Origin of the sequence: Hymenobacter sp. B1770, from assembly GCF_049896385.1 — a bacterium.
Classification (GTDB): domain Bacteria; phylum Bacteroidota; class Bacteroidia; order Cytophagales; family Hymenobacteraceae; genus Hymenobacter.
Window position 1 is genome coordinate 130,031 of sequence record NZ_JAFCUF010000008.1, and the last position, 19,433, is coordinate 149,463.

Below are 19,433 nucleotides of genomic sequence, written 5' to 3' on the forward strand. Positions count from 1 at the left end.
CTTCAGATAGTAGATTAAGATGGCACGTTATACCGGCCCTACCTCAAAAATTGCCCGTCGCTTCAACGAGCCGATTTTCGGCCCCGACAAAGCGCTCAACAAGAAAGCCTATCCTCCGGGCCAGCACGGCCGCGGCCGTCGCAAGAAGCAGTCGGAATACGCTGTTCAGCTGATGGAGAAGCAGAAGGTGAAGTACATGTACGGCATGTTGGAGAAGCAATTCGAAAACCTGTTCCACAAAGCAGCTACGTTGCCCGGCATCACCGGTGACAACCTGCTTGCCCTGCTGGAAGCCCGTCTCGACAACACCGTGTACCGTTTGGGCATTGCCTCGACGCGTCGCGCTGCTCGCCAACTGGTTGGCCACAAGCACATCACCGTTAACGGCGAAGTTGTAAACATTCCTTCGTACCACCTCCGGGCTGGCGACGTGGTGGGTGTTCGCGAAAAGTCGAAGTCGTTGGAGGCTATCACCACGAGCCTGTCGGTTCGCAACTCGCGCCAGTTCTCCTGGTTAGAGTGGGACGGCAAGGAGATGGTGGGTAAGTTCACCAGCGCCCCGGCCCGCGAGCTGATTCCGGAGAAAATCACGGAGCAGCTCATCGTCGAATTGTATTCGAAGTAATTAGCGCTACTGGTAGCGGCCCGGCAGATTGCCGGGCCGCACTTGTGCTTATACTTCACCTAATTTTTTCAAATTTTTTACGCCCCACATATGTCAATCTTAGCTTTTCAGATGCCGGAGAAAGTGGTGATGGAGAAATCCGACGACTTCACCGGGACGTTTGAATTTAAGCCGCTCGAGAAGGGCTACGGCGTCACCATCGGCAATGCGCTGCGTCGCATTCTGTTGTCGTCGCTGGAGGGTTTCGCCATCACGTCGGTTCGCACGAACAGCGTGTTGCACGAGTTTTCGACCATCGAAGGTGTGATTGAGGACATGTCCGAAATCATCCTGAACCTGAAAATGGTCCGGTTCAAGAAGACCAGCGACGCCATTGCTGATAAAATCACGGTGCGCGTGAAAGGTCAGGAGACCTTCTCGGGCGCCGATATTGCCAAGTTTGCTAGCGGCTTTGAGGTGTTGAACCCCGACCACGTGATTGCACACTTAGACCCCAGCACTGAGCTGGAGTTTGAGCTGACTATTGCTCGTGGCCGTGGCTATGTGCCCGCCGATGAGAACAAGCCGACTGACCAGGTTTTTGGTCAGATTGCTATTGATGCCATCTACACGCCTATCAAGAACGTGAAGTACAGCATTGAGAACACCCGTGTGGAGCAGAAAACCGACTACGAGAAGCTCGTTATCGAGATTCAAACCGACGGTTCGATTCACCCGGAGGAAGCATTGAAAGGTGCGGCCAACATTCTCATTCAGCACTTCATGCTGTTCTCAGACAACACGATGACCCTCGAAGGTCCTCGCGTGACTGAAGACGAGCCGATTGATGAGGAAACTATGCAGATGCGCAAGATGCTCAAGACTCCTCTCGAGGACATGGAGCTCAGCGTACGCGCCAAGAACTGCCTCAAGGCTGCCGACATCAAGACGATGGGCGAATTGGTACAGCTCGAAATCGCTGACATGATGAAGTTCCGCAACTTCGGCAAAAAGAGCTTGACTGAGTTGGAGAACTTGGTTGAAGAGCGCGGCCTGGAGTTCGGCATGGACTTGGGCAAGTACCGCCTCGAAGAAGACTAGTCGTGATGGCTGAACCGTTGGAAAGTTGACTGTGTTGCAGTCGGCGGCCTATGGTTCAGCCATTCGTTTTTTATAAACCTTTTATTTTTTACCAGTGCGCCCAAGGGGCAGCGGTTCTAATGAGGCCACCTAGGCCCGCCGTGGTCGCCGCCCGCAAGCGCACATCTTTTCAAACGTCCAATGAGACACGGAAGAAAAATCAACCACCTGGGTCGGACTACCGCCCACCGTCACGCGATGCTGTCGAACATGGCTTCGTCGCTCATCCTCCACAAGCGCATCACGACTACGGTTGCCAAAGCCAAAGCCCTGCGCAAGTACGTGGAGCCGATGCTGACCAAGTCGAAGGAAGACACCACGCACTCGCGTCGGATGGTATTCGCGGCGTTGCAGGACAAAGAATCTATCAAGGAGCTGTTCGGCAACATTTCGAGCAAAATTGCTACCCGTCCCGGTGGCTACACCCGCATCCTGAAGCTGAGCGATACCCGTCTGGGTGACAACGCGGAGATGTGCATCATTGAGCTGGTTGACTTCAACGAGACCCTGCTCGAGGCTAAATCGGCCGCTGCCGAGAAAGCTACTACGACTCGTCGTTCGCGCAGCCGTGGTGGTAAGAAGGCTGCTGGCGACGCTGCTACATCGGCCATCGAAGTAACTAGCGAGGCTGTTGCTCCTGCTGCTGTAGTTGAGACGTCGGCTCCGGCTGATACGGCTACGGAAACCGTTAAAGAAGGCGAGAGCCGTGATGAAGCTAAGGCTGACGAGGCTGGTGCTTAATTAAGCTTAACTGCTAGAGTTAAAAGGGACGCGCCGTAAGGTGTGTCCCTTTTTTCTTGTCGGCCTACGTTGTGTTTAGGCTGATGAGGGCTGCAAACGATTGGGGCGGTGACCCAACTTGGTTTTGATGAGTTATCAGTAAAACGTGCTTATGCCGGCTGATTCGCGTAGGTTTGTGACAACGTAAACTGATTTAAAACCGAGACAAGATGAGCTTCATTTCGCAGATTCACGCCCGCCAGATTTTTGATTCCCGTGGTAATCCCACGGTAGAAGTTGATGTAACCCTTGATTCGGGGGTGATGGGCCGCGCGGCCGTGCCTTCGGGCGCTAGTACGGGCAAGCACGAGGCAATGGAGATGCGCGACGAAGACAATGGCCAATACATGGGCAAGGGCGTACTCAAGGCCGTTGATAACGTTAATTCCCGCATTGCTGAGGAGTTGGTAGGCTTCTCGGTATACGAGCAAGCGCTGCTTGACAAGATTATGCTGGAGATGGACGGCACGCCTAACAAAGCCAACTTGGGTGCCAATGCTATTCTGGGCGTGAGCCTGGCAGCCGCCCGCGCTGCGGCGCTGGATGCCAACATGCCGCTCTATCGTTACGTGGGCGGGGTAGGGGCCTCCACCATGCCGGTGCCGATGATGAACATCCTGAACGGTGGTTCGCACGCCGACAACTCAATTGACTTCCAGGAGTTCATGATTATGCCTGTGGGTGCATCCTCGTTCACGGAGGCCATGCGCTGGGGCTCAGAGATTTTCCACACGCTGAAAGGCGTTCTGAAGAAGCAGGGCCTAAGCACCAACGTAGGTGACGAAGGCGGTTTCGCTCCTAACATTAAATCAAACGAAGAGGCTATCAAGGTGGTGCTGCAGGCTATTGAGGTGGCTGGCTACCGCCCCGGTGAGGACGTGATGATTGCCATGGACGCCGCCGTATCGGAGTTTTACTCGGATGGCATGTACCACTTCAAGAAGAGTACGGGCGACAAGCTGACGTCTTCGCAGATGGCCGATTACTGGGCTGATTGGGTGAGCAAGTACCCCATCATCAGCATCGAGGACGGCATGGACGAGGACGACTGGGCCGGCTGGAAGCTGCACACCGAAAGCTTGGGCCACAAAATCCAACTGGTGGGCGACGACCTTTTTGTAACCAACGTAGACCGCCTGCAGCGCGGCATCGACGAGAGCATCGCCAACGCCATTCTCATCAAGGTGAACCAGATTGGTACTCTCACGGAGACCATCGCGGCCATGAACCTGGGTCGTCGCAACGGCTACAAGAGCATCATGAGCCACCGCTCGGGTGAGACCGAGGACAGCACCATTGCCGACCTGGCTGTGGCCCTGAACACCGGCCAGATTAAGACAGGCTCGGCTTCGCGCTCGGACCGGATGGCGAAGTATAACCAATTGCTCCGCATAGAGGAGGAACTAGGCGAAGTAGCTTACTATCCTGGCCGCAAAATGTAATTCCTCAGCTATTAATAGCGCAAACGGCCGATTCAGTACATCCTGAATCGGCCGTTTCTATTACCTTTACCCTGATGCAATTACCTTCATTTATTAGCCCTGTTCTGCGCGTTGTTCGCAGCTTTTATTTTCTTACGGGCATGGGCTTCTTGGTCTGGATGCTGGTGTTTGACGCCAACGACCTAGGCAAGCAGTTCGATATTTACCAGAAATGGAAAGAGCTGCGCAACGAGAAGCAGTACTATCTCGACAATATTGAAGTGGTAAAGCGGGAGCGGGCGGAGTTGATGAGCTCACCAGCGCTGCTGGAGAAGTTCGCCCGCGAGCGGTACCTGATGAAACGCCCTGGCGAGGACGTGTTTGTGCTAGTGCCTGCCACCGCCGAATAATAAGTAAGTGGGGCTTGAGTAGCTGCTCTTTAAATGGGATAAGACTTTTTTTGGGCCCTAATCATCTGAATATTTATCTATTTGCAAATCCATTTTACTGCTTATATGAAGCACATCTACCCTGCCGCTTCGCGGTTCATTACTGGGGTTCTAAGTCTGCTGATACTCGTAGGGGTGGCCACGCCGCGGGGCCTGCACGCCCAAACGTATCTGTTGCCATTTTCGGGAAGCACCAACGTTACCGCTTGTTCGGGAACGCTGTATGATAATGGCGGGGCCAATGGGCCGTACTCTTCCTACGCTAATGGTTCGACTACCATTTCACCGGCCACCGCGGGCAACAAAATCAAGCTACAGTTTACCTCGTTCGCTGTGGAAACCGGGTACGATGCGGTTTACATCTACGACGGTGCGAATGTGAACGCACCTCTGATTGGGGTCTACAACTCCAGTAACCAACCGGGCACCGTGTATGGCACTTCAAACTCGGGAGCCCTGACGGTGCGGCTGACATCGGACGGGATGGTGCAGTTGAATGGCTTTGCTGCGAACATTGAGTGTGTAACCACGGTGCCGCTGGTATTGCCGGACTTGGCAGTACAGGGCGCATCGTTGTCGCCGCTGAGCGTGGTGGCCGGTGGAAGCCTTACGTCTAACTGCTCGATTTATAACCTATCGGGGAGCACGGCCAGCAGTAGTTCGGTGGGGTATTATTTGTCCCAGGATGCGGTGCTGGATGCGGCAGACCAAATGCTAGGCAACTCGCAGGGGCTAGCCCTGCCCGTGGGGCAGTCATCGTATCGCTACGGCAACTTTACGGTGCCTCCCAGCACGGCACCAGGCAATTACTTTGTGCTGTTTGTCGCCGACTACCTGAACCAGGTGAGCGAGAGCAATGAGAACAACAACGTGGTGGCTGTAAACATGACCGTGACGCCGCCCAGCATCGACCTGACTATCCAGCAGGCAGCGGTTACGCCGCTCAACACGGCCGCAGGTAACCCCATCAGCATGTCTTGCTACATCCTCAACCACGGCAATGCCATGGCCAACAGCAGTAGCGTAGGGTTCTATTTCTCGACCAATGCCACTTTGGATGCATCGGACCAACTGCTGACTTCCCAATATGGCTCGCAGTTGTCGCCCCCTTATTCTGCGTATCGGTCTGGTACAGCAGCAATTCCTTCGGGAGTGGCGCCGGGTACCTACTACATCTTGTTTGTAGCCGATTACCAGAATCAGGTAAACGAAACCAATGAAATCAACAACGTTTCGGCGGTCAGCATCACGGTATCGCCTCCCGGTACAGACTTGGTTATTGAGCAGGAGCAGCTATACCCCAGTTCTACGGTAGCTGGAAACTCGTTGCAGGTGAATGCCACCATTACCAACCAAGGCAATACGACGGCTAACAGCAGCACGGTGGGCTTTTACCTGTCCACTAACCAAGTGTTCGATGCCAGTGACGTGCTGTTGAGCACGGTGATGGGAGGAGGGCTGGGAGCTAACCAGAGCGCTTACCGTTCGGCGTACCCGGTGGTGCCGGCGGGCACCGCACCGGGTAACTATTACGTGCTGTTTGTGGCGGACCCACAGAACGCAGTAGTAGAAATCAACGAAACGAACAACGTACGCAGTCTTTTTCTGACGGTGCAGGCCCCAAGCGTTGACTTGAGTATCCAAAGCGCATACCTAAGCCCGGTATCAGTAGGCTCCGGTGGCGTAACGTCGGCGTCGTGCTACCTCTATAACCAAGGCAACGCCATGGCCAACGTGGCCACTGTAGGGTATTATTTGTCGACCAACCAAGTGCTGGATGCCAGCGATGTGCTACTGGGAAGCACCAATGGCAGCGTATCGGCGGGAAATTCCTCGTCGCGGTACGCCAACCTCACTGTGCCGGCGGGCACGGTAATCGGTACTTACTACGTGCTGTTCGTAGCCGACCACCTCAATCAGGTGCTTGAAACCAATGAAAACAACAACTTGGCTATTGCCGCTCTACAAGTTGTGACGCCTAGCATTGACCTGACGATTACGCAGGCTTATGTTTCAACGGCTTCTGCCGTGCCTGGGAACAGGATTTCCACGAGTTGCTACATCCATAACGTGGGCAATGCTACAGCCGCCAGCAGCACCATCGGCTATTACTTATCGACCAACCAAGTGCTGGACGCGAGCGATGTCTTGCTACAGACTATCCCGGGCGGTACTCTGGGGGCCAACCAGTACTTCTCGCGCTACGATAACCCGATAATTCCAGCAGGGACTGCCCCGGGCAACTACTACGTGCTGTTTGTGGTCGACCCGCAAAACGTGGTGGCCGAAACTAATGAATTCAACAACGTGGCTTTCCAGGCATTGGCCGTGATAGCCCCCGGAATCGACCTGCTGATTCAACAGCCGGCGCTTTCAGGGGGCAGTGTCACGCCGGGCTTTACCATCTCGGCTGGCTGCACCGTGCAAAACGCAGGCAATGCCACTGCATCGAGCAGCTCGGTCGGCTACTACCTGTCTGCTGACCAGGTGTGGGACGCCAGCGACGTGTTGCTGAACAGCGCGACGGGCTTTGCGCTGTTGGCGGGCCAGGGCTCGTTCCGCTCAGCCAGCCTGGTTGTTCCAATGGGTACGGCGGCTGGCAACTACTACGTGCTGTTTGTGGTCGACCCGCAGAACGTGGTGGCCGAAACTAACGAAAACAACAATATGGCTTCGCAGTCGCTCACCGTGCTGGGACCCTTTACCGGGACTATTGTGCCTTTCACGGGTACTGCCACGGTCACTACCTGCTCGACTACTATTTATGACAACGGCGGCTACAGCAACTACGCTGATAACTCTAATGGCTCGCTGACCATTCGGCCTGCAACGCCCGGAGGGATGGTACAGCTGGTATTTAACTCGTTCCTATTGGAGTCGGGGTATGATTATGTGCGTGTCTACGACGGCACAACTACCAGCGCGCCGTTGCTGGGTGCCTACACAGGCGCCCAAATACCCCCGCTCCTGCTGGCTACTAACGTCGAAGGAGCCCTCACCGTGCAGTTTACCAGCGACGGCAGCGTGGGTGCGCCGGGCTTTGATGCCACGGTGAGCTGTGGCGTGGCGCCGCAGTCGGACCTTTTGCTGACCCAGATTGGCGCTTCGCCGTCGACGCTTCCAGCAGGTAGCAGCTTGTCGCTGAGTGCAACCGTGGCCAATCACGGTGCTGGCCCGGCCACTAGTTCAGCTGTCGGCTATTACCTCTCCACCAACCAGGTGCTGGATGGAAACGACCGCCTCCTGGGCACCAGTGCGGGCGCTGCCCTGGGAACGGGCCTCAGCGCCGCGCGCCAATTGGTGGCCGTAGTACCCGGCAACGTCACTCCCGGTGTATATTACGTGCTATTTGTGGCCGACCCCCTGAACGTGGTTAGCGAGTCGGATGAAACCAATAACATGGCTGCCTTGGCCGTAACGGTGACTCCCGTATTGCTTTCCAGCCGCGAGCAAACAGCTGGCTACACCGTGGCGGTAGCGCCGAACCCCGTTGCAATGGGCAACGGCCTGCGCGTAAAGCTCGGCGGTGCCGGAGCTACCTGTGCAGCCACTATGGACCTGTATAACGCCTTAGGGCAGCGGGTGCGCACACAGCCACTGCTGCTAAGCGCCGGCCGGGCCAACCAAGCGGAGGTAACCACGCAAAACCTAGCCACGGGTGTATACACGTTGCGCATCACAGGACTGAACCTAAGCGTGACGCGGCGGGTCGTTATTGAATAAACCAACAGCAAGCGCTGGCCAACCTTTTGAGGCGAGGGGCGGGGGCGGCTGACCGGGCACAACGCTCGGCTGGCCGCCCCCGCTTACTTTTGACCATGCACGTACCAAATGTTTTTCGGCAAAGGCTGCAAGAGGCAACGTCGCCAAAGGGGCGCCTGACAATGCTGGGCTGGACATTGGCACTGTTGGTACTGCTGACGGGAGCAAGTGCGAAGCCGCTGCCCACCCTGCTCACTAAGCCCGTCCGGCTCGCGCAGGGGCAGGCGGCCTGGCAATTTTTGCGCGCCGTGCTCCGGGCCGATTATACATCGGCGTACGGACGGTTGGCCCCCGAAGTGCGCCGAGCCGTAAGCCTGGAACGCTTCGAAGCAGCCGCGCTGCCACTTTGGAAAAGCGGGCAGCGGCGGGGCCAGGAAATAGAGCTTTACAAACTGGGCGTTCGACTAGGAGCGGGCAACTCTTCGCGCATGTTTTATGCCTTCACGTTTGCTGTCGATTCGGGGGTAGTGCCACCTCCGGCGATACTGGAGGTGACATTTCGGGACACCGCTACACGAGCTGTGCTGAGCTTTGGGCTACGCCCGGGGCCTCGACCGTTGCCCAAACTCCTGACCGCGCCCGTGCCCGCTGGCCAGAGACCGAAGCGCTAGTAGGATAACCGTCTTCCCAGAAGCGCTGCAAGCCAATCACCAGCCAGAAAATCACCACCACGCGGGGCTCCTGCCAGAAATCCTGGGTAAGGGAGTGCAGCAGGAAATACAATAAATACACGGACAGGGCTACTTGCCCCAGTGGGGCCGGCCATTGGAAAGCCCGGCGTACTACCCGCCACACCACATAGCCCAGCAGCAGCAAGCCGGTGGCCAGGCCCATCCCCCCAGCTTCTACTAGCCAGCTCAGGTAAATATTGTGGGCGTTCATGCGCCGCAGCGTGGTGAAGTAGGTGGGGTGATTGGGTGAATTTTTGACAAATTCAAGGTACCGGTCGGCGAAGGTACCCGGGCCTATGCCCAGCACGGGGTGTTGCTGGAAAAGCTCAAGGCTATAGAGCCAACGGCTTTTGCGTTCGGCATTTGACTCGTTGGCGGGCGAAAAGTCGCTCACGGAGCTGAGCTCGGTGAGGAGCTTCGGGTCGGAGGGCTTGGAGGCCTGTGGGTGTACTTCCTCCAGTACTTGCCAGCCCGCCAAAATCACCAATCCGGCCACGGCCCAGGGCAGCAGCAACCTTCGCCCTGTTGCCCAACTCGCATAGAACAGCAGCAGCATGGCCTGGACCAGCAGCGAGGCATACGAAGCGCGCGAATAGGAGAAGGCCACTACCATGAGCACGCCCGTCAGGAGCACCGCCGCGAGCGCCCGTACCCAGAAGCTTTGGGTGCGGGTGCGATACATCAAGGCCATATTAAGGGCCAACACCAGGGGCTCCAGCATCACCGTGAGGTTGGTGTGACCGTGGTGCAGGAAGGGCTCGGCAATGGAGTAGGATAGCTGATAGGAAATGCCCTGCATAGCTTGCTGCACCAGCACATAAAGAGCCAGCAGGCTCGTGCCCAGCGCCAGAGAGCCCACCGCGGCAAGCCACTCGGACCGGACTGGCACCAGCAAGCGGGGCAAGCCGTAGCCAAACGAAACATAGAGCAGCAGCGTGATGAAAAATTTGGCAGATACCAGCGGGTCTGTTGAAAATACAGTAGCCAGGAGCAGCGCCCCGAAATGCAGGCCTATCAGCTTATCAAGCAGATTGAGGCGCGGTACCGCTACCCAGCCGAGTAGCCCGCCTACTACTGCCGCTGCTACGGTCAGGGCCATGAGGGGCTCAGCAAAGAGCATCATGCCCACGTTCCAACGGTCCGCAACCCAGTTAAACGACAGGGGTAGGCTGAACAGGGATAGATAAAATAGCAGCAGCAGCAGCGAGCGATAGCGCGAGGGATTCATGCATAAAAGCTAATGCAAGGCAGAATTCGGCGTAAACGAGGGGCACTCGTTAGCCGATTTTTTTGCCTGCCATGGCTTGTTGAATTGATATGTTCATTACTCGTTCGGCGTAGGGACGGGTGAGCTCATCCAATTCGTCCATGGCCTTGAGGATGGGGTCACGGTCGGGGCTGGTTAGGGCAGTACGCAAACTCTCCACTTTGGCTGCGGTAGCGCTTATCTCCTCCTCGGTGAGATGCTGGCGATTTTTTCGGGTGAAATTTTCTACCTGGTACAGCAGCTGCTCGGCGGCGGTGCGGGCCTCGATGAGCAAGCGGGCGGCTACGTCTTCTTTGGCGTTCACCAGCGAGTCCATCAGCATTTGCTCTACTTGCTCGTCGGTCAGGCCGTACTGGGGCTTTATCTCGACTTGCTGCCGGGTGTTTGAACGCAGCTCAATGGCTTCCACTTTCAGGATGCCGTCGGCGTTGAGCAGGAAGTTGACATCGACCTTGGGCAAGCCGGCGGGCATGGCCGGAATTCCCTGCAGGATGAATTCGCCCAGCTTGCGGTTTTGGCTCACGAGGTCGCGCTCGCCTTGGTAAACGGCGATTTTTAGATTTACCTGGCCGTCGACGCTTGTGGTGTACTGGCGTCCGGCCTTGGTCGGAATCTTGGAGTTGCGCGGAATGATGGGGTCGAGCAGGCCGCCCAGCGTTTCAATGCCAAGTGTGAGCGGAGTCACGTCCAGCAGCAGCACGTCGCGCCGGTTACCGGCAAGAATGTCGGCCTGAATAGCCGCGCCCAGGGCCACCACTTCATCTGGGTTAAGGGAGTTGTTGGCCGGCTGGCCGAAGAACTCGGAAACGGCATCGTACACCAACGGCACGCGGGTAGAACCGCCCACCAGGAGCACAGCGTCGAGCTTGGTGGTTAGCTTGGCATCGGCCACGGCCTGGCGGCAAGCCGTGATGGTGCGTTCCACCAGCGGGCGGATGAGGTCGTTGAACTCTGCCCGGGTGAGCGTGACGGACGTATTCTGCCCGGCAGCGTCGGTGAGCTGGGTGGTGAAGTCGTCGTGCTGGCTGAGGTATTTCTTGGCCATTTCGGCGGCCAGGCGCAGCTGCTGTTGCAGGTGCGGGTCGGAGTGAAAGGCAGGGGAGAGCTGGAACGCGCTGGTCCAGTGCTCGGCCACGGCGCGGTCCAGGTCGTCGCCGCCCAGGTAAGTGTCACCGTTGGTGCTCAGCACTTCAAAGATGCCTTGCTGAATGCGCAGGATGCTGATGTCGAAGGTGCCGCCGCCGAGGTCGTACACTGCCACGGTTTTCTCGTCGCTGGGGTCGAGGCCGATGCCATAGGCCAGGGCCGCAGCCGTGGGTTCGTTCACGATGCGCAGCACTTCGAGGCCGGCGAGGCGGCCGGCGTCGCGGGTGGCTTGACGCTGCGAATCGTTGAAATAAGCCGGCACCGTTATAACAGCGCGGTTGACGGGCGTTTTGAGGGCGTGCTCGGCGCGGGCCCGCAGTTCCTTGAGAATGTCGGCCGATAGCTCGATGGGCGAGAAGAACCGGTCTTCGACCCGGATTTTCACCAAGCCCTCGGAATTGTCGTCGATGACTTTGTAGCCGAGCTGGTCTGCGTGGTTGCCCAGGTCGCGGTAGCTTTTGCCCAGCAGGCGCTTCACCGAGTAGATGGTGCGCTGCGGGGCGGTGAGGAGAAATTCGCGGGCTTCGTTGCCTACCACGGGCTCGGCACCGTCGGCGGGGAAGTGCACCACGGAGGGCACGATGCTGCCGCGCCCTTGGTCGTTGATGGCCACGGGCTGACGGCTGTCGGGGTGCACGTAAGCCACAAGGCTATTTGTGGTGCCGAGGTCGATGCCGACAATAATTTCTTCTTGCTGAAACGTGCCAGTGGCAAGGTTGATAGCGACAGTAGCCATAAATGCACAAAGCCAACGAATTCGCGGACTTAAAAAATAATAAAAAAAACACAAAAAAGCCCTGGAACAGGCAACGCAAAAGTAGCTTATAAACGCCCGTGGCAGGAAAAAGATGGAGCACAGAAAAACTAACGCAATAGAAAAATCATAATTGCATAAAAAGACAAAATTTTATGACAATAATAATTACGCAAGGTAAGTCCAAAGTATACAAGCTGTCCGTAGATGGGTAGCGACTAAAGACTGAAATAACGTCGACCGTAAGTGCTTTCCACTGAGCTTTTTTGAGGCGAGAAGCGCACGGTTTGGCTATACGCTTCTAGGCGCATTTTCATTCATTTTTACCTATTTATTCAAATTTTTCACCTAAAACCATTTCTATGAAACACTTGCTTACCCGTCCCCTTTTCCAGGTTGCGCTGCTAGCAACATCGGTAGGGGGAATGTTGGCCTGGACTGGCCAGCACAACAATTTGGAGGCTTCGAGCCACCGCGAAGCTCCCCTTGTCGCCGATGACCCCTTGGTTGACAATACCGACGTGTATGCCTTCCGCAGCCCGGATGCGCCCGCCAACGACGCCAATGCCTCGGTTACTATCATTGCCAACTACATTCCGTTTGAGTTGCCTCAGGGCGGGCCAACCTACTACACGTTCGGCGAGAACATCCAGTACGATATCCACGTCAAAAACCAAGCAGACACCCGAGGTGATGACATTACGTACCGGTTTACCTTCAAGCGCTTCAACGAAGACCCCTCGACGTTCTTCCGGGTGCGACTGGGCAAAGAGAACCTGAAGACTTACTACGCCCTGGACGAAATCCGGAACGGTAGGACGACGCAGATTTTCGGTTTCGAGCCGGTACCAGCGCCCAACATCGGGCCCCGCTCCATTGAGACGCCCGTGGGATTGAACCGGACGGAAGGCTACGAAGCCTATATGCAAAGCCGCATCCGGCGCACACAAAGCGGCATGCAGGTGTTTTGCGGACAGATTGACGACCCGTTCTTTACGGATATCGGAGCCATCTTTGACTTGGGCCACGTGCGGCCCCGCGGCGAGGCCCGCGACGGGTTGGCGCGCTTCAACACGCACACCATCGCCATGAAAATTCCGGTTCGCTTGCTGACCAAGCCCGGTGTTGGCGCCCTGACCTCGGCCACGAATATTCTGGATTCCAACTACATCATCGGCGTATGGGCATCGGCCAACCGCCGTTCTCTGCGCACCATTGCGCAGAATGGAGCTGAAATTCATCGCGGCGATTTTGTGCAGGTTTCGCGCTTGGGCATGCCCCTCACCAACGAGGTAATTAACCCCATTGGCTTGAAGGACGAGTGGAATTCGCGCGACCCCTACCAGCAGGCGCTGCCGGGCCAGGGCACGGTGCAGTTCCGCCTCAACGAGAACCTGATGAACCCCGAGCTCGGCCTGTACGTGGCCGACGACATGCCGAAGAACGGCGCGGCTCCCAAACCTATGGGCCAGACGTATTTTGGCGAAGCCATTCCCGGCCTGAGCCCCCTGCGCATCCAGACCCGCTCGCTGGCCGGCCTGTTGCCCGCTGTGCCCAACGGATTTGACTTCCGCAACGGTGCCAACGGCCTGGCCGTGCTGGCCGGCAACCCCGTGCTGAACGGCACGGCCCTGGCACCCTTTGCTCAGGGCGGTTTTGGCGAGTACCTGCTGCGGCCGGGCAAGCCCCGTTCGGTTGACCTGCTGCCCCTCTTTCACACGGGTGTGCCCAACCTGCCTCCCTACCAACTGGCTACCGGCAAAGAAGGCAACCCCTTGGCCGCTGGCAAGCCTTTTATCAACAACTTCCTGCCCACGTTCGGCGACATGCTGCGCCTGAACATGGCCGTGCCCCCCACGCCCCGCAACTCGCCCGACTTCAGCTCGGAGGGTCTGTTGGCCGCCGCTGCTCTGGGCTTGGCTGACCCCCGCTTCAACACCAGCACGGCCGTGCAGTTCATTCCAAACATGGACGGCTTCCCCAACGGCCGCCGCCTGGAGGATGACGTGACCCGCATCGAGCTGCAAGCTGTAGGCGGCATTGTACTGGCAGCCATCGGCCTGTGGTACGACGACTACATGGTGGGCTCTAGCCCTAGCCCACTCACCCCACAGCTGCTAAGTGTGTTGAACTTCACGACCAACGTGGAGAAAAACGACAAGGCTTTCAGAACAGTATTCCCTTATGTGGCAGTGCCGTGGAGCGGTTATGAGGGCGGTGACGTCGCTCAGAATGACATGGTAGCCGCTCAAAACCGCGCTATGCCAGCCGTTGGCCTGGGTATGCAGCCAAAAGTAGCCGTATTGCAAGGCTACCCCAACCCCTTCGTGGACCGCACCACCCTGTTCTTCGAACTGGCCCGCCCAGCTGAGCTGACCATCGTGGTTACGGACGTGAAAACGGGTCGCAAAGTAGCAACCGTGGCCGCAGGCAGAAGCTTTAAAGCCGGTGCCAATGAGCTGGTGTGGCAGCCAAATGGCGACGTAGCCCCCGGGCTTTATAACGTGACGCTGTACACCGGCAAAACGATTATCACTTCCACACGCATCGAGCGTCAATAACCGCTCGTACTTCGAATAGGAGCCGCCGGCTAGTCGATTCGCGACTGGCCGGCGTTTCTTTTTTTGGGGTAGCTATTCCCAACCGTTTGCAGGGAAGCGGCAAAGATTTTAGTTGACTTCACCTAAAAATGCACCCATAAGGTCATTGCAGGAAGCAGAGAAAGGCAGCTCATTCAATGGAAATAAAGATTTAGGCAAAATGACAGCAGGGTCCATAAATCTTATTAAAATAATATTTCAGAGTTTAAAACCAAACTAACCACGGCACTCGTAGGCAGGATAACAACAACATTAGTCGAGCTCAGTGTCAACAATTTCTGGCTGTTAGGCCGCTGATGCTTGGTTTTTGCCGTTTGAGTTTTCTTTTATCCAAAGCCAATTTTTATTTCATGAAACACTTGCTTACTCGTCCTCTTTTTCACGTTGCTCTACTCGCAACATCAGTAGGAGGGATGTTGGCCTGGAGTGGTCAGCACAACGCATTGGAGGCCTCGAGCCACCGCGAAGCCCCGCTTATTGCCGACGACCCGCTGGCCGATAACACCGACCTCTACGCCTTCCGTAGCCCCGATGCGGCGGCCAACAACGCCAGTGCCTCGGTTACCATCATCGCCAACTACATTCCGCTGGAGCTGCCCCAAGGCGGCCCCAACTACAACACGTTCGGCGAGAACGTGCGCTACGAAATCCACGTGAAGAACAACCCGGTCACTGCCGGCGACGACATCACGTACCGCTTCACGTTCTCGCGCACCAACCAGGACCCAACCACGTTTTTCAACATTCGGCTGGGCCAGCAAAACCTCAAGACCACCTACGTCTGCGAAAAAAGCATGGCGGGCGGGGCCTTCACCACCATCGTAACCAACGGCATTGTGCCGCCGCCCAACGTGGGCCCACGCTCCATTTCGAGTGCGGCCGGACTCAATACTACGTATGAGGCTTTGATGACCGGCGCCATCCAGACGCTGGCTGACGGCACCAAAATTTTCTGTGGCCCTACCGATGACCCGTTCTTCGTGGACCTGGGCGGCATATTCGACCTGGGCGGCGTGCGCGCACCCGGTGCCGCCCGCGACGCTGTGGCCCGCAAAAACACCCACGCCATAGCCTTGCAAATTCCGGTGTCGGTGCTGAAGAAAGCCAGCGCGCCGGCTTTGTCAGCCACTACCAACATCCTAGACTCTGACTACATCATCGGCGTGTGGGCTTCGGCCAGCCGCCCCGCCATCCGGACTCTGAACGTAGACGGCACTCAGGCCCATACCGGCAACTTTGTGCAGGTGTCGCGCCTGGGCATGCCGCTTACCAACGAAGTAATTAACCCCATTGGCGCCAAGGACGGCTGGAACGCCCGCACCCCCTACGCCGAAGCCGCTACCACCGACGACTACCTGTCGAACCCCGAACTAGGCCTGTACATGGCCGACAATACGCCTGTGGCACCCGCCGCGCCCAAGCCCGCTGGCCAAACCTACTACGGCGAAGCTGTGCCCGGCCTCGGGCCGCTGCGCATTCAAACCAAGTCGCTGGCTGGCCAAACATTGCTTGGTGGTTCTACCTTCCCCGGATTTGACTTCCGCAACGGCGCCAACGGCCTGAGTGGCCTGGCCGGAAATGCCCTGCTAAACGGCACGGCGCTGGCGCCCAACGCCTTCGGTCCCTACCTGCTGCGGGCGGGCAAGCCCCGTTCGGTTGACCTGCTGCCCATTTTCCATACGGGCGTGCCAAACCTGATTCCGTACCAGCTGGCCACCGGCAAAAACGGCAATCCGCTGGCTGCCGGCAAGCCTTTCATCAACAACTTCCTGCTGGTAGGCGGCGTCGCCAGCAACCCCGGCGGCGACATGCTGCGCCTAAACATGGCCGTGCCCCCCACGCCCCGCAACTCGGTTGACTTCAGCTCGGAGGGCCTGCTGGCCGCTGCCGTGCTGGGCCTAACCGACCCGCGCTACAACACCACTACTACCGTTGAGAACATCCCGAACATGGACGGCTTCCCTAACGGCCGCCGCCTGGAGGATGACGTGACCCGCATTGAACTGCAAGCCGTGGGTGGCGTGGTACTGGCCGCCATCGGCCTGTGGTACGACGACTTTACCCCCGCTACCACCAACCCCGTAACGGCACAGCTGGGTCGGGTGCTGGCCTTCAACGCCGGCATCACGGCCAACGACACCACTTTGCGGGCGGCATTCCCCTACGCCCAGACGCCCTGGAGCGGTACCAACGCCCAGCGCACGGCTTTGTCGCAGCGTTCGGCCGGCCTCGGCCTGGCGGCTAACCTGACGGTGGCCCAGGCCTACCCGAACCCCTTTGTTGACCGGACCACGCTGCGCTTTGAGTTGCCTGCCCGCGGCACCATGAGCATCGTCATCAGCGACCTGACGGGCCGCAAGGTGGCGACCATTGCCAAAGACAAAACCTTTGCCAGCGGAGCCAACGAAGTAGCGTGGCAGCCGGGCCGCGACGTTGCCCCTGGCCAGTACATTGCCACCCTCTACAATGGCTCGACGGTAGTGCAGTCGGTGCGCCTGCAACGGCAATAAATTAACTTAAGCACTTGATAAAAAGCCGTCGTGGGTGCAACGTGGACCGGCGGCGGCTTTTTTTCGTATCTTACACAAGAAGGCCTCATCCTTACCTTAGTCTAGTCCTTGCTGCTTTGAAAAAATACTTGTACCCAAGCTTATTGCTCGTATTTGGCCTGCTTGCGGTGGCCATTTACATGTTTAAAAAACCGGCGCCCCGCATGCCCGGCCTGAAAGAGCGTCACAGCGACTTATCGGTTGGCAAGGAGTGGCTGAACACCAAGGCGGCTATTCAGGACCTTCAGGCCAAACTGCGGACCGACCCCAACGACCAGAAAAGCCGTCTGCTGCTGGCCCAGGCCTACATGCAGGAAGCCCGCGTGACCGGCGACCACCCGTATTACGACGGTGCCGCCATGCAGCTGGTGGAGGACGTGCTGAAGGCCGAGCCCGAGAACTTCGAGGCCCTGTGCTGCAAGGCCTCACTCAGCCTTACCCAGCACCACTTTGCGCAAGGCCTTGGCCTGGCCCAGCAGGCCCATAAATTAAATCCCAGAAGTGGTTTTGTGTACGGTTTGCTGACCGACGCCAACGTGGAAATGGGCCACTACGAGGAGGCCGTGAAAATGGCGGACAAAATGAATGAGCTGCGCCCCGACCTGGCTGCTTACGCCCGCGTGAGCTACCTGCGGGAGATTCACGGCGACGTACCCGGAGCCATTGAGGCCATGGACTACGCCGTGAAGGCGGGCGTCATCGGCCTGGAGCAAACCGAGTGGACCCGCGTGGCACTGGGCCACCTCTACGAAGTGAGCGGCGACACCGCCCGCGCCCGCAACAGCTTCCTGATGGCGCTGGCGGCCCGCCCCGGTTATGCCTACGCGCTGGCTGGCCTGGGCCGAATGGCCGCCGCCAAAAAGGACTACGCCACCGCCATCAAAAATTATCAGCAGGCGCGCGCCATGGTGAAGGACTACGCTTTCAGCGACGAGCTGACGGACCTATACCGCCTCAACGGCCAGCCCGCCGAGGCCGATAAAATGGCCCGGGAATCCATTGCCATGCTAGCCGGAGCTGCGAAAGAAGCCGACGAAAACGAGCAAATGGGCCACTACGCCGACCGCGAGCTGGCCTATGCCTACCTCAAAACCAACGAGCTGGACAAGGCCCTGGAGCACGCCAAAATTGAGTACGAGCGCCGCCCCGACAATATCGACGTGAACGAAACCATGGCCTGGGTGCTCTACAAGCGTGGCGACTACGCCAACGCTCATAAGTACATGCAGGTGGCGCGCCGCACCGGCTCGAAAAACCCGGTGCTGCTGTGCCGCGCTGGTCTCATTCTGACTAAAGTAGGCAAAGCGGCCGAGGGCCAGAAGCTGATTGAAAACTCGCTGAAAACCGCGCCCTATCTCAACTCCGAGGTCGAAGCCGAAGGCAAAGCACTGCTGGCATCCCGCTGATGAGCACAACTGTTGGCCAAGCCGCCTGGGCTGGAAAAGTGTTGCGCCGCAGCTGGCCGGCGGTGGCGCTGCTGGTGCTACTGGCGCAGCCGGCCGCGGCCCATGTGCTCAACACCGACCTGAGCAAGCTCTCGCGCACCGAGATTTTCTGGACTTACCTGCAACTGGGCTTCACCCACATCATTCCGCTCGGGCTCGACCACATTCTCTTCATTCTGAGCCTCTACATTCTGGAGCCGCGCCTGAAGCCGGTGCTGCTGCAGGCCACGGCCTTCACGGTGGCGCACTCCATCACGCTGGGGCTGGCCATGTACGGGCTGATTCAGCCTCCTTCGGAGGTCATTGAGCCCATTATTGCTTTGTCGATTCTGTTCGTGGCCATCGAGAACCTGATTACCAACCGGCTAAACCCGTGGCGGGTGGCCATTGTGTTCGGGTTTGGGTTGGTGCATGGCATGGGCTTCGCCAGCGCGCTCACCGGGCTGGGCCTGCCGGAGAAGGACTACTTTGGCTCGCTCATTTCGTTCAATGTGGGAGTGGAGTTGGGCCAGGTCACGGTGATATTGCTGGCCTGGGCGCTGGTGGGGCGCTGGGCGGCGAACAAAACCTGGTACAAGCAGCGCGTGGTGGTGCCGGTGTCGGTCGTCATCGGTTTGGTGGCCGCGTACTGGACCGTAGAGCGCGTCTTTTTTTCTTGACCGCTCCACCCACCAGGCCAAAACGAAAGGGCATTGGAGGCGGGTGTCAGGGTTTTTAAGCCTGAAAGGCAGTCTCATTCAGCGCATTTCGCTGAGTTGCCCTAAATTATTTGTTCCCTGCTGTTTAAGGCCGTAATCTGGGCATCCAATTCGCCCTGCGCGCCGTAGATAGCGCCAGACAACTAT

The 19,433-nt window shown here is 57.8% G+C and carries 12 protein-coding genes; 10 read left to right on the top strand and 2 right to left on the bottom strand.

Annotated elements, in window-relative coordinates; genetic code table 11:
* The first annotated feature begins 19 nt into the window (after positions 1–19).
* The 6 genes from rpsD (at position 20) to ACP7AJ_RS16670 (ending at position 8,117) form a co-directional block, all read left to right on the top strand.
* On the top strand, positions 20–625 hold the full coding sequence (gene rpsD / locus ACP7AJ_RS16645; protein WP_426061318.1) for a 30S ribosomal protein S4: 606 nt from the start codon (positions 20–22) through the stop codon (positions 623–625).
* A 90-nt stretch (positions 626–715) separates the two neighbouring features.
* Complete coding sequence (locus ACP7AJ_RS16650; RefSeq protein ID WP_092677104.1) at positions 716–1,705, top strand: DNA-directed RNA polymerase subunit alpha; 990 nt, start codon at positions 716–718, stop codon at positions 1,703–1,705.
* A 180-nt stretch (positions 1,706–1,885) separates the two neighbouring features.
* Entirely contained in the window at positions 1,886–2,485 is a 600-nt protein-coding gene (gene rplQ / locus ACP7AJ_RS16655; RefSeq protein WP_426061319.1) for a 50S ribosomal protein L17, read from the top strand.
* Between the two features lie 209 nt (positions 2,486–2,694).
* Positions 2,695–3,966, top strand: coding sequence for a phosphopyruvate hydratase (gene eno / locus ACP7AJ_RS16660; RefSeq protein WP_426061320.1), 1,272 nt, complete (start codon positions 2,695–2,697; stop codon positions 3,964–3,966).
* Between the two features lie 140 nt (positions 3,967–4,106).
* The gene (locus ACP7AJ_RS16665) at positions 4,107–4,355 is read left to right on the top strand and encodes an FtsB family cell division protein (RefSeq protein ID WP_234795137.1); all 249 of its coding nucleotides are present in this window, start codon (positions 4,107–4,109) and stop codon (positions 4,353–4,355) included.
* Positions 4,356–4,460: 105 nt separating this feature from the next.
* Positions 4,461–8,117 carry a CARDB domain-containing protein gene (locus tag ACP7AJ_RS16670; RefSeq protein ID WP_426061321.1) on the top strand — a complete coding sequence of 1,219 codons (3,657 nt, stop codon included), beginning with the start codon at positions 4,461–4,463 and terminating at the stop codon, positions 8,115–8,117.
* Between the two features lie 549 nt (positions 8,118–8,666).
* On the opposite strand, the gene ACP7AJ_RS16675 is transcribed toward ACP7AJ_RS16670, so the two are convergent.
* Together ACP7AJ_RS16675 and hscA are read right to left on the bottom strand one after the other, a co-directional pair.
* Positions 8,667–10,055, bottom strand: coding sequence for an O-antigen ligase family protein (locus ACP7AJ_RS16675; protein WP_426061322.1), 1,389 nt, complete (start codon positions 10,053–10,055; stop codon positions 8,667–8,669).
* Between the two features lie 49 nt (positions 10,056–10,104).
* On the bottom strand, positions 10,105–11,976 hold the full coding sequence (gene hscA / locus ACP7AJ_RS16680) for a Fe-S protein assembly chaperone HscA (protein ID WP_426061323.1): 1,872 nt from the start codon (positions 11,974–11,976) through the stop codon (positions 10,105–10,107).
* A gap of 380 nt (positions 11,977–12,356) precedes the next feature.
* Between hscA and ACP7AJ_RS16685 the strand changes: the two genes are divergently transcribed.
* The 4 genes from ACP7AJ_RS16685 to ACP7AJ_RS16700 all read left to right on the top strand — a co-directional run bounded on the left by ACP7AJ_RS16685 (position 12,357) and on the right by ACP7AJ_RS16700 (position 19,247).
* Positions 12,357–14,555 carry a DUF4331 domain-containing protein gene (locus tag ACP7AJ_RS16685; RefSeq protein WP_426061324.1) on the top strand — a complete coding sequence of 733 codons (2,199 nt, stop codon included), beginning with the start codon at positions 12,357–12,359 and terminating at the stop codon, positions 14,553–14,555.
* A gap of 389 nt (positions 14,556–14,944) precedes the next feature.
* Positions 14,945–17,104 carry a DUF4331 family protein gene (locus tag ACP7AJ_RS16690; RefSeq protein WP_426061325.1) on the top strand — a complete coding sequence of 720 codons (2,160 nt, stop codon included), beginning with the start codon at positions 14,945–14,947 and terminating at the stop codon, positions 17,102–17,104.
* A gap of 179 nt (positions 17,105–17,283) precedes the next feature.
* Entirely contained in the window at positions 17,284–18,549 is a 1,266-nt protein-coding gene (locus tag ACP7AJ_RS16695) for a tetratricopeptide repeat protein (protein WP_426061326.1), read from the top strand.
* Positions 18,549–19,247, top strand: a complete 699-nt coding sequence (locus ACP7AJ_RS16700) for a HupE/UreJ family protein (protein ID WP_426061327.1) — start codon at positions 18,549–18,551, stop codon at positions 19,245–19,247. Before ACP7AJ_RS16695 ends, ACP7AJ_RS16700 begins: the two co-directional genes overlap by 1 nt.
* The last annotated feature ends 186 nt before the right edge of the window (positions 19,248–19,433 follow it).

Excerpts from the sequence above, each read along its gene's own strand:
- ACP7AJ_RS16695 (WP_426061326.1), top strand. The coding sequence starts at position 17,284 with ATGTTTAAAAAACCGGCGCCCCGCATGCCCGGCCTGAAAGAGCGTCAC.
- rplQ (WP_426061319.1), top strand. The coding sequence starts at position 1,886 with ATGAGACACGGAAGAAAAATCAACCACCTGGGTCGGACTACCGCCCAC.
- ACP7AJ_RS16690 (WP_426061325.1), top strand. The coding sequence starts at position 14,945 with ATGAAACACTTGCTTACTCGTCCTCTTTTTCACGTTGCTCTACTCGCA.
- ACP7AJ_RS16650 (WP_092677104.1), top strand. The coding sequence starts at position 716 with ATGTCAATCTTAGCTTTTCAGATGCCGGAGAAAGTGGTGATGGAGAAA.
- ACP7AJ_RS16675 (WP_426061322.1), bottom strand. The coding sequence starts at position 10,055 with ATGAATCCCTCGCGCTATCGCTCGCTGCTGCTGCTGCTATTTTATCTA.
- ACP7AJ_RS16685 (WP_426061324.1), top strand. The coding sequence starts at position 12,357 with ATGAAACACTTGCTTACCCGTCCCCTTTTCCAGGTTGCGCTGCTAGCA.
- ACP7AJ_RS16670 (WP_426061321.1), top strand. The coding sequence starts at position 4,461 with ATGAAGCACATCTACCCTGCCGCTTCGCGGTTCATTACTGGGGTTCTA.
- eno (WP_426061320.1), top strand. The coding sequence starts at position 2,695 with ATGAGCTTCATTTCGCAGATTCACGCCCGCCAGATTTTTGATTCCCGT.
- ACP7AJ_RS16665 (WP_234795137.1), top strand. The coding sequence starts at position 4,107 with ATGGGCTTCTTGGTCTGGATGCTGGTGTTTGACGCCAACGACCTAGGC.
- hscA (WP_426061323.1), bottom strand. The coding sequence starts at position 11,976 with ATGGCTACTGTCGCTATCAACCTTGCCACTGGCACGTTTCAGCAAGAA.
- ACP7AJ_RS16700 (WP_426061327.1), top strand. The coding sequence starts at position 18,549 with ATGAGCACAACTGTTGGCCAAGCCGCCTGGGCTGGAAAAGTGTTGCGC.
- rpsD (WP_426061318.1), top strand. The coding sequence starts at position 20 with ATGGCACGTTATACCGGCCCTACCTCAAAAATTGCCCGTCGCTTCAAC.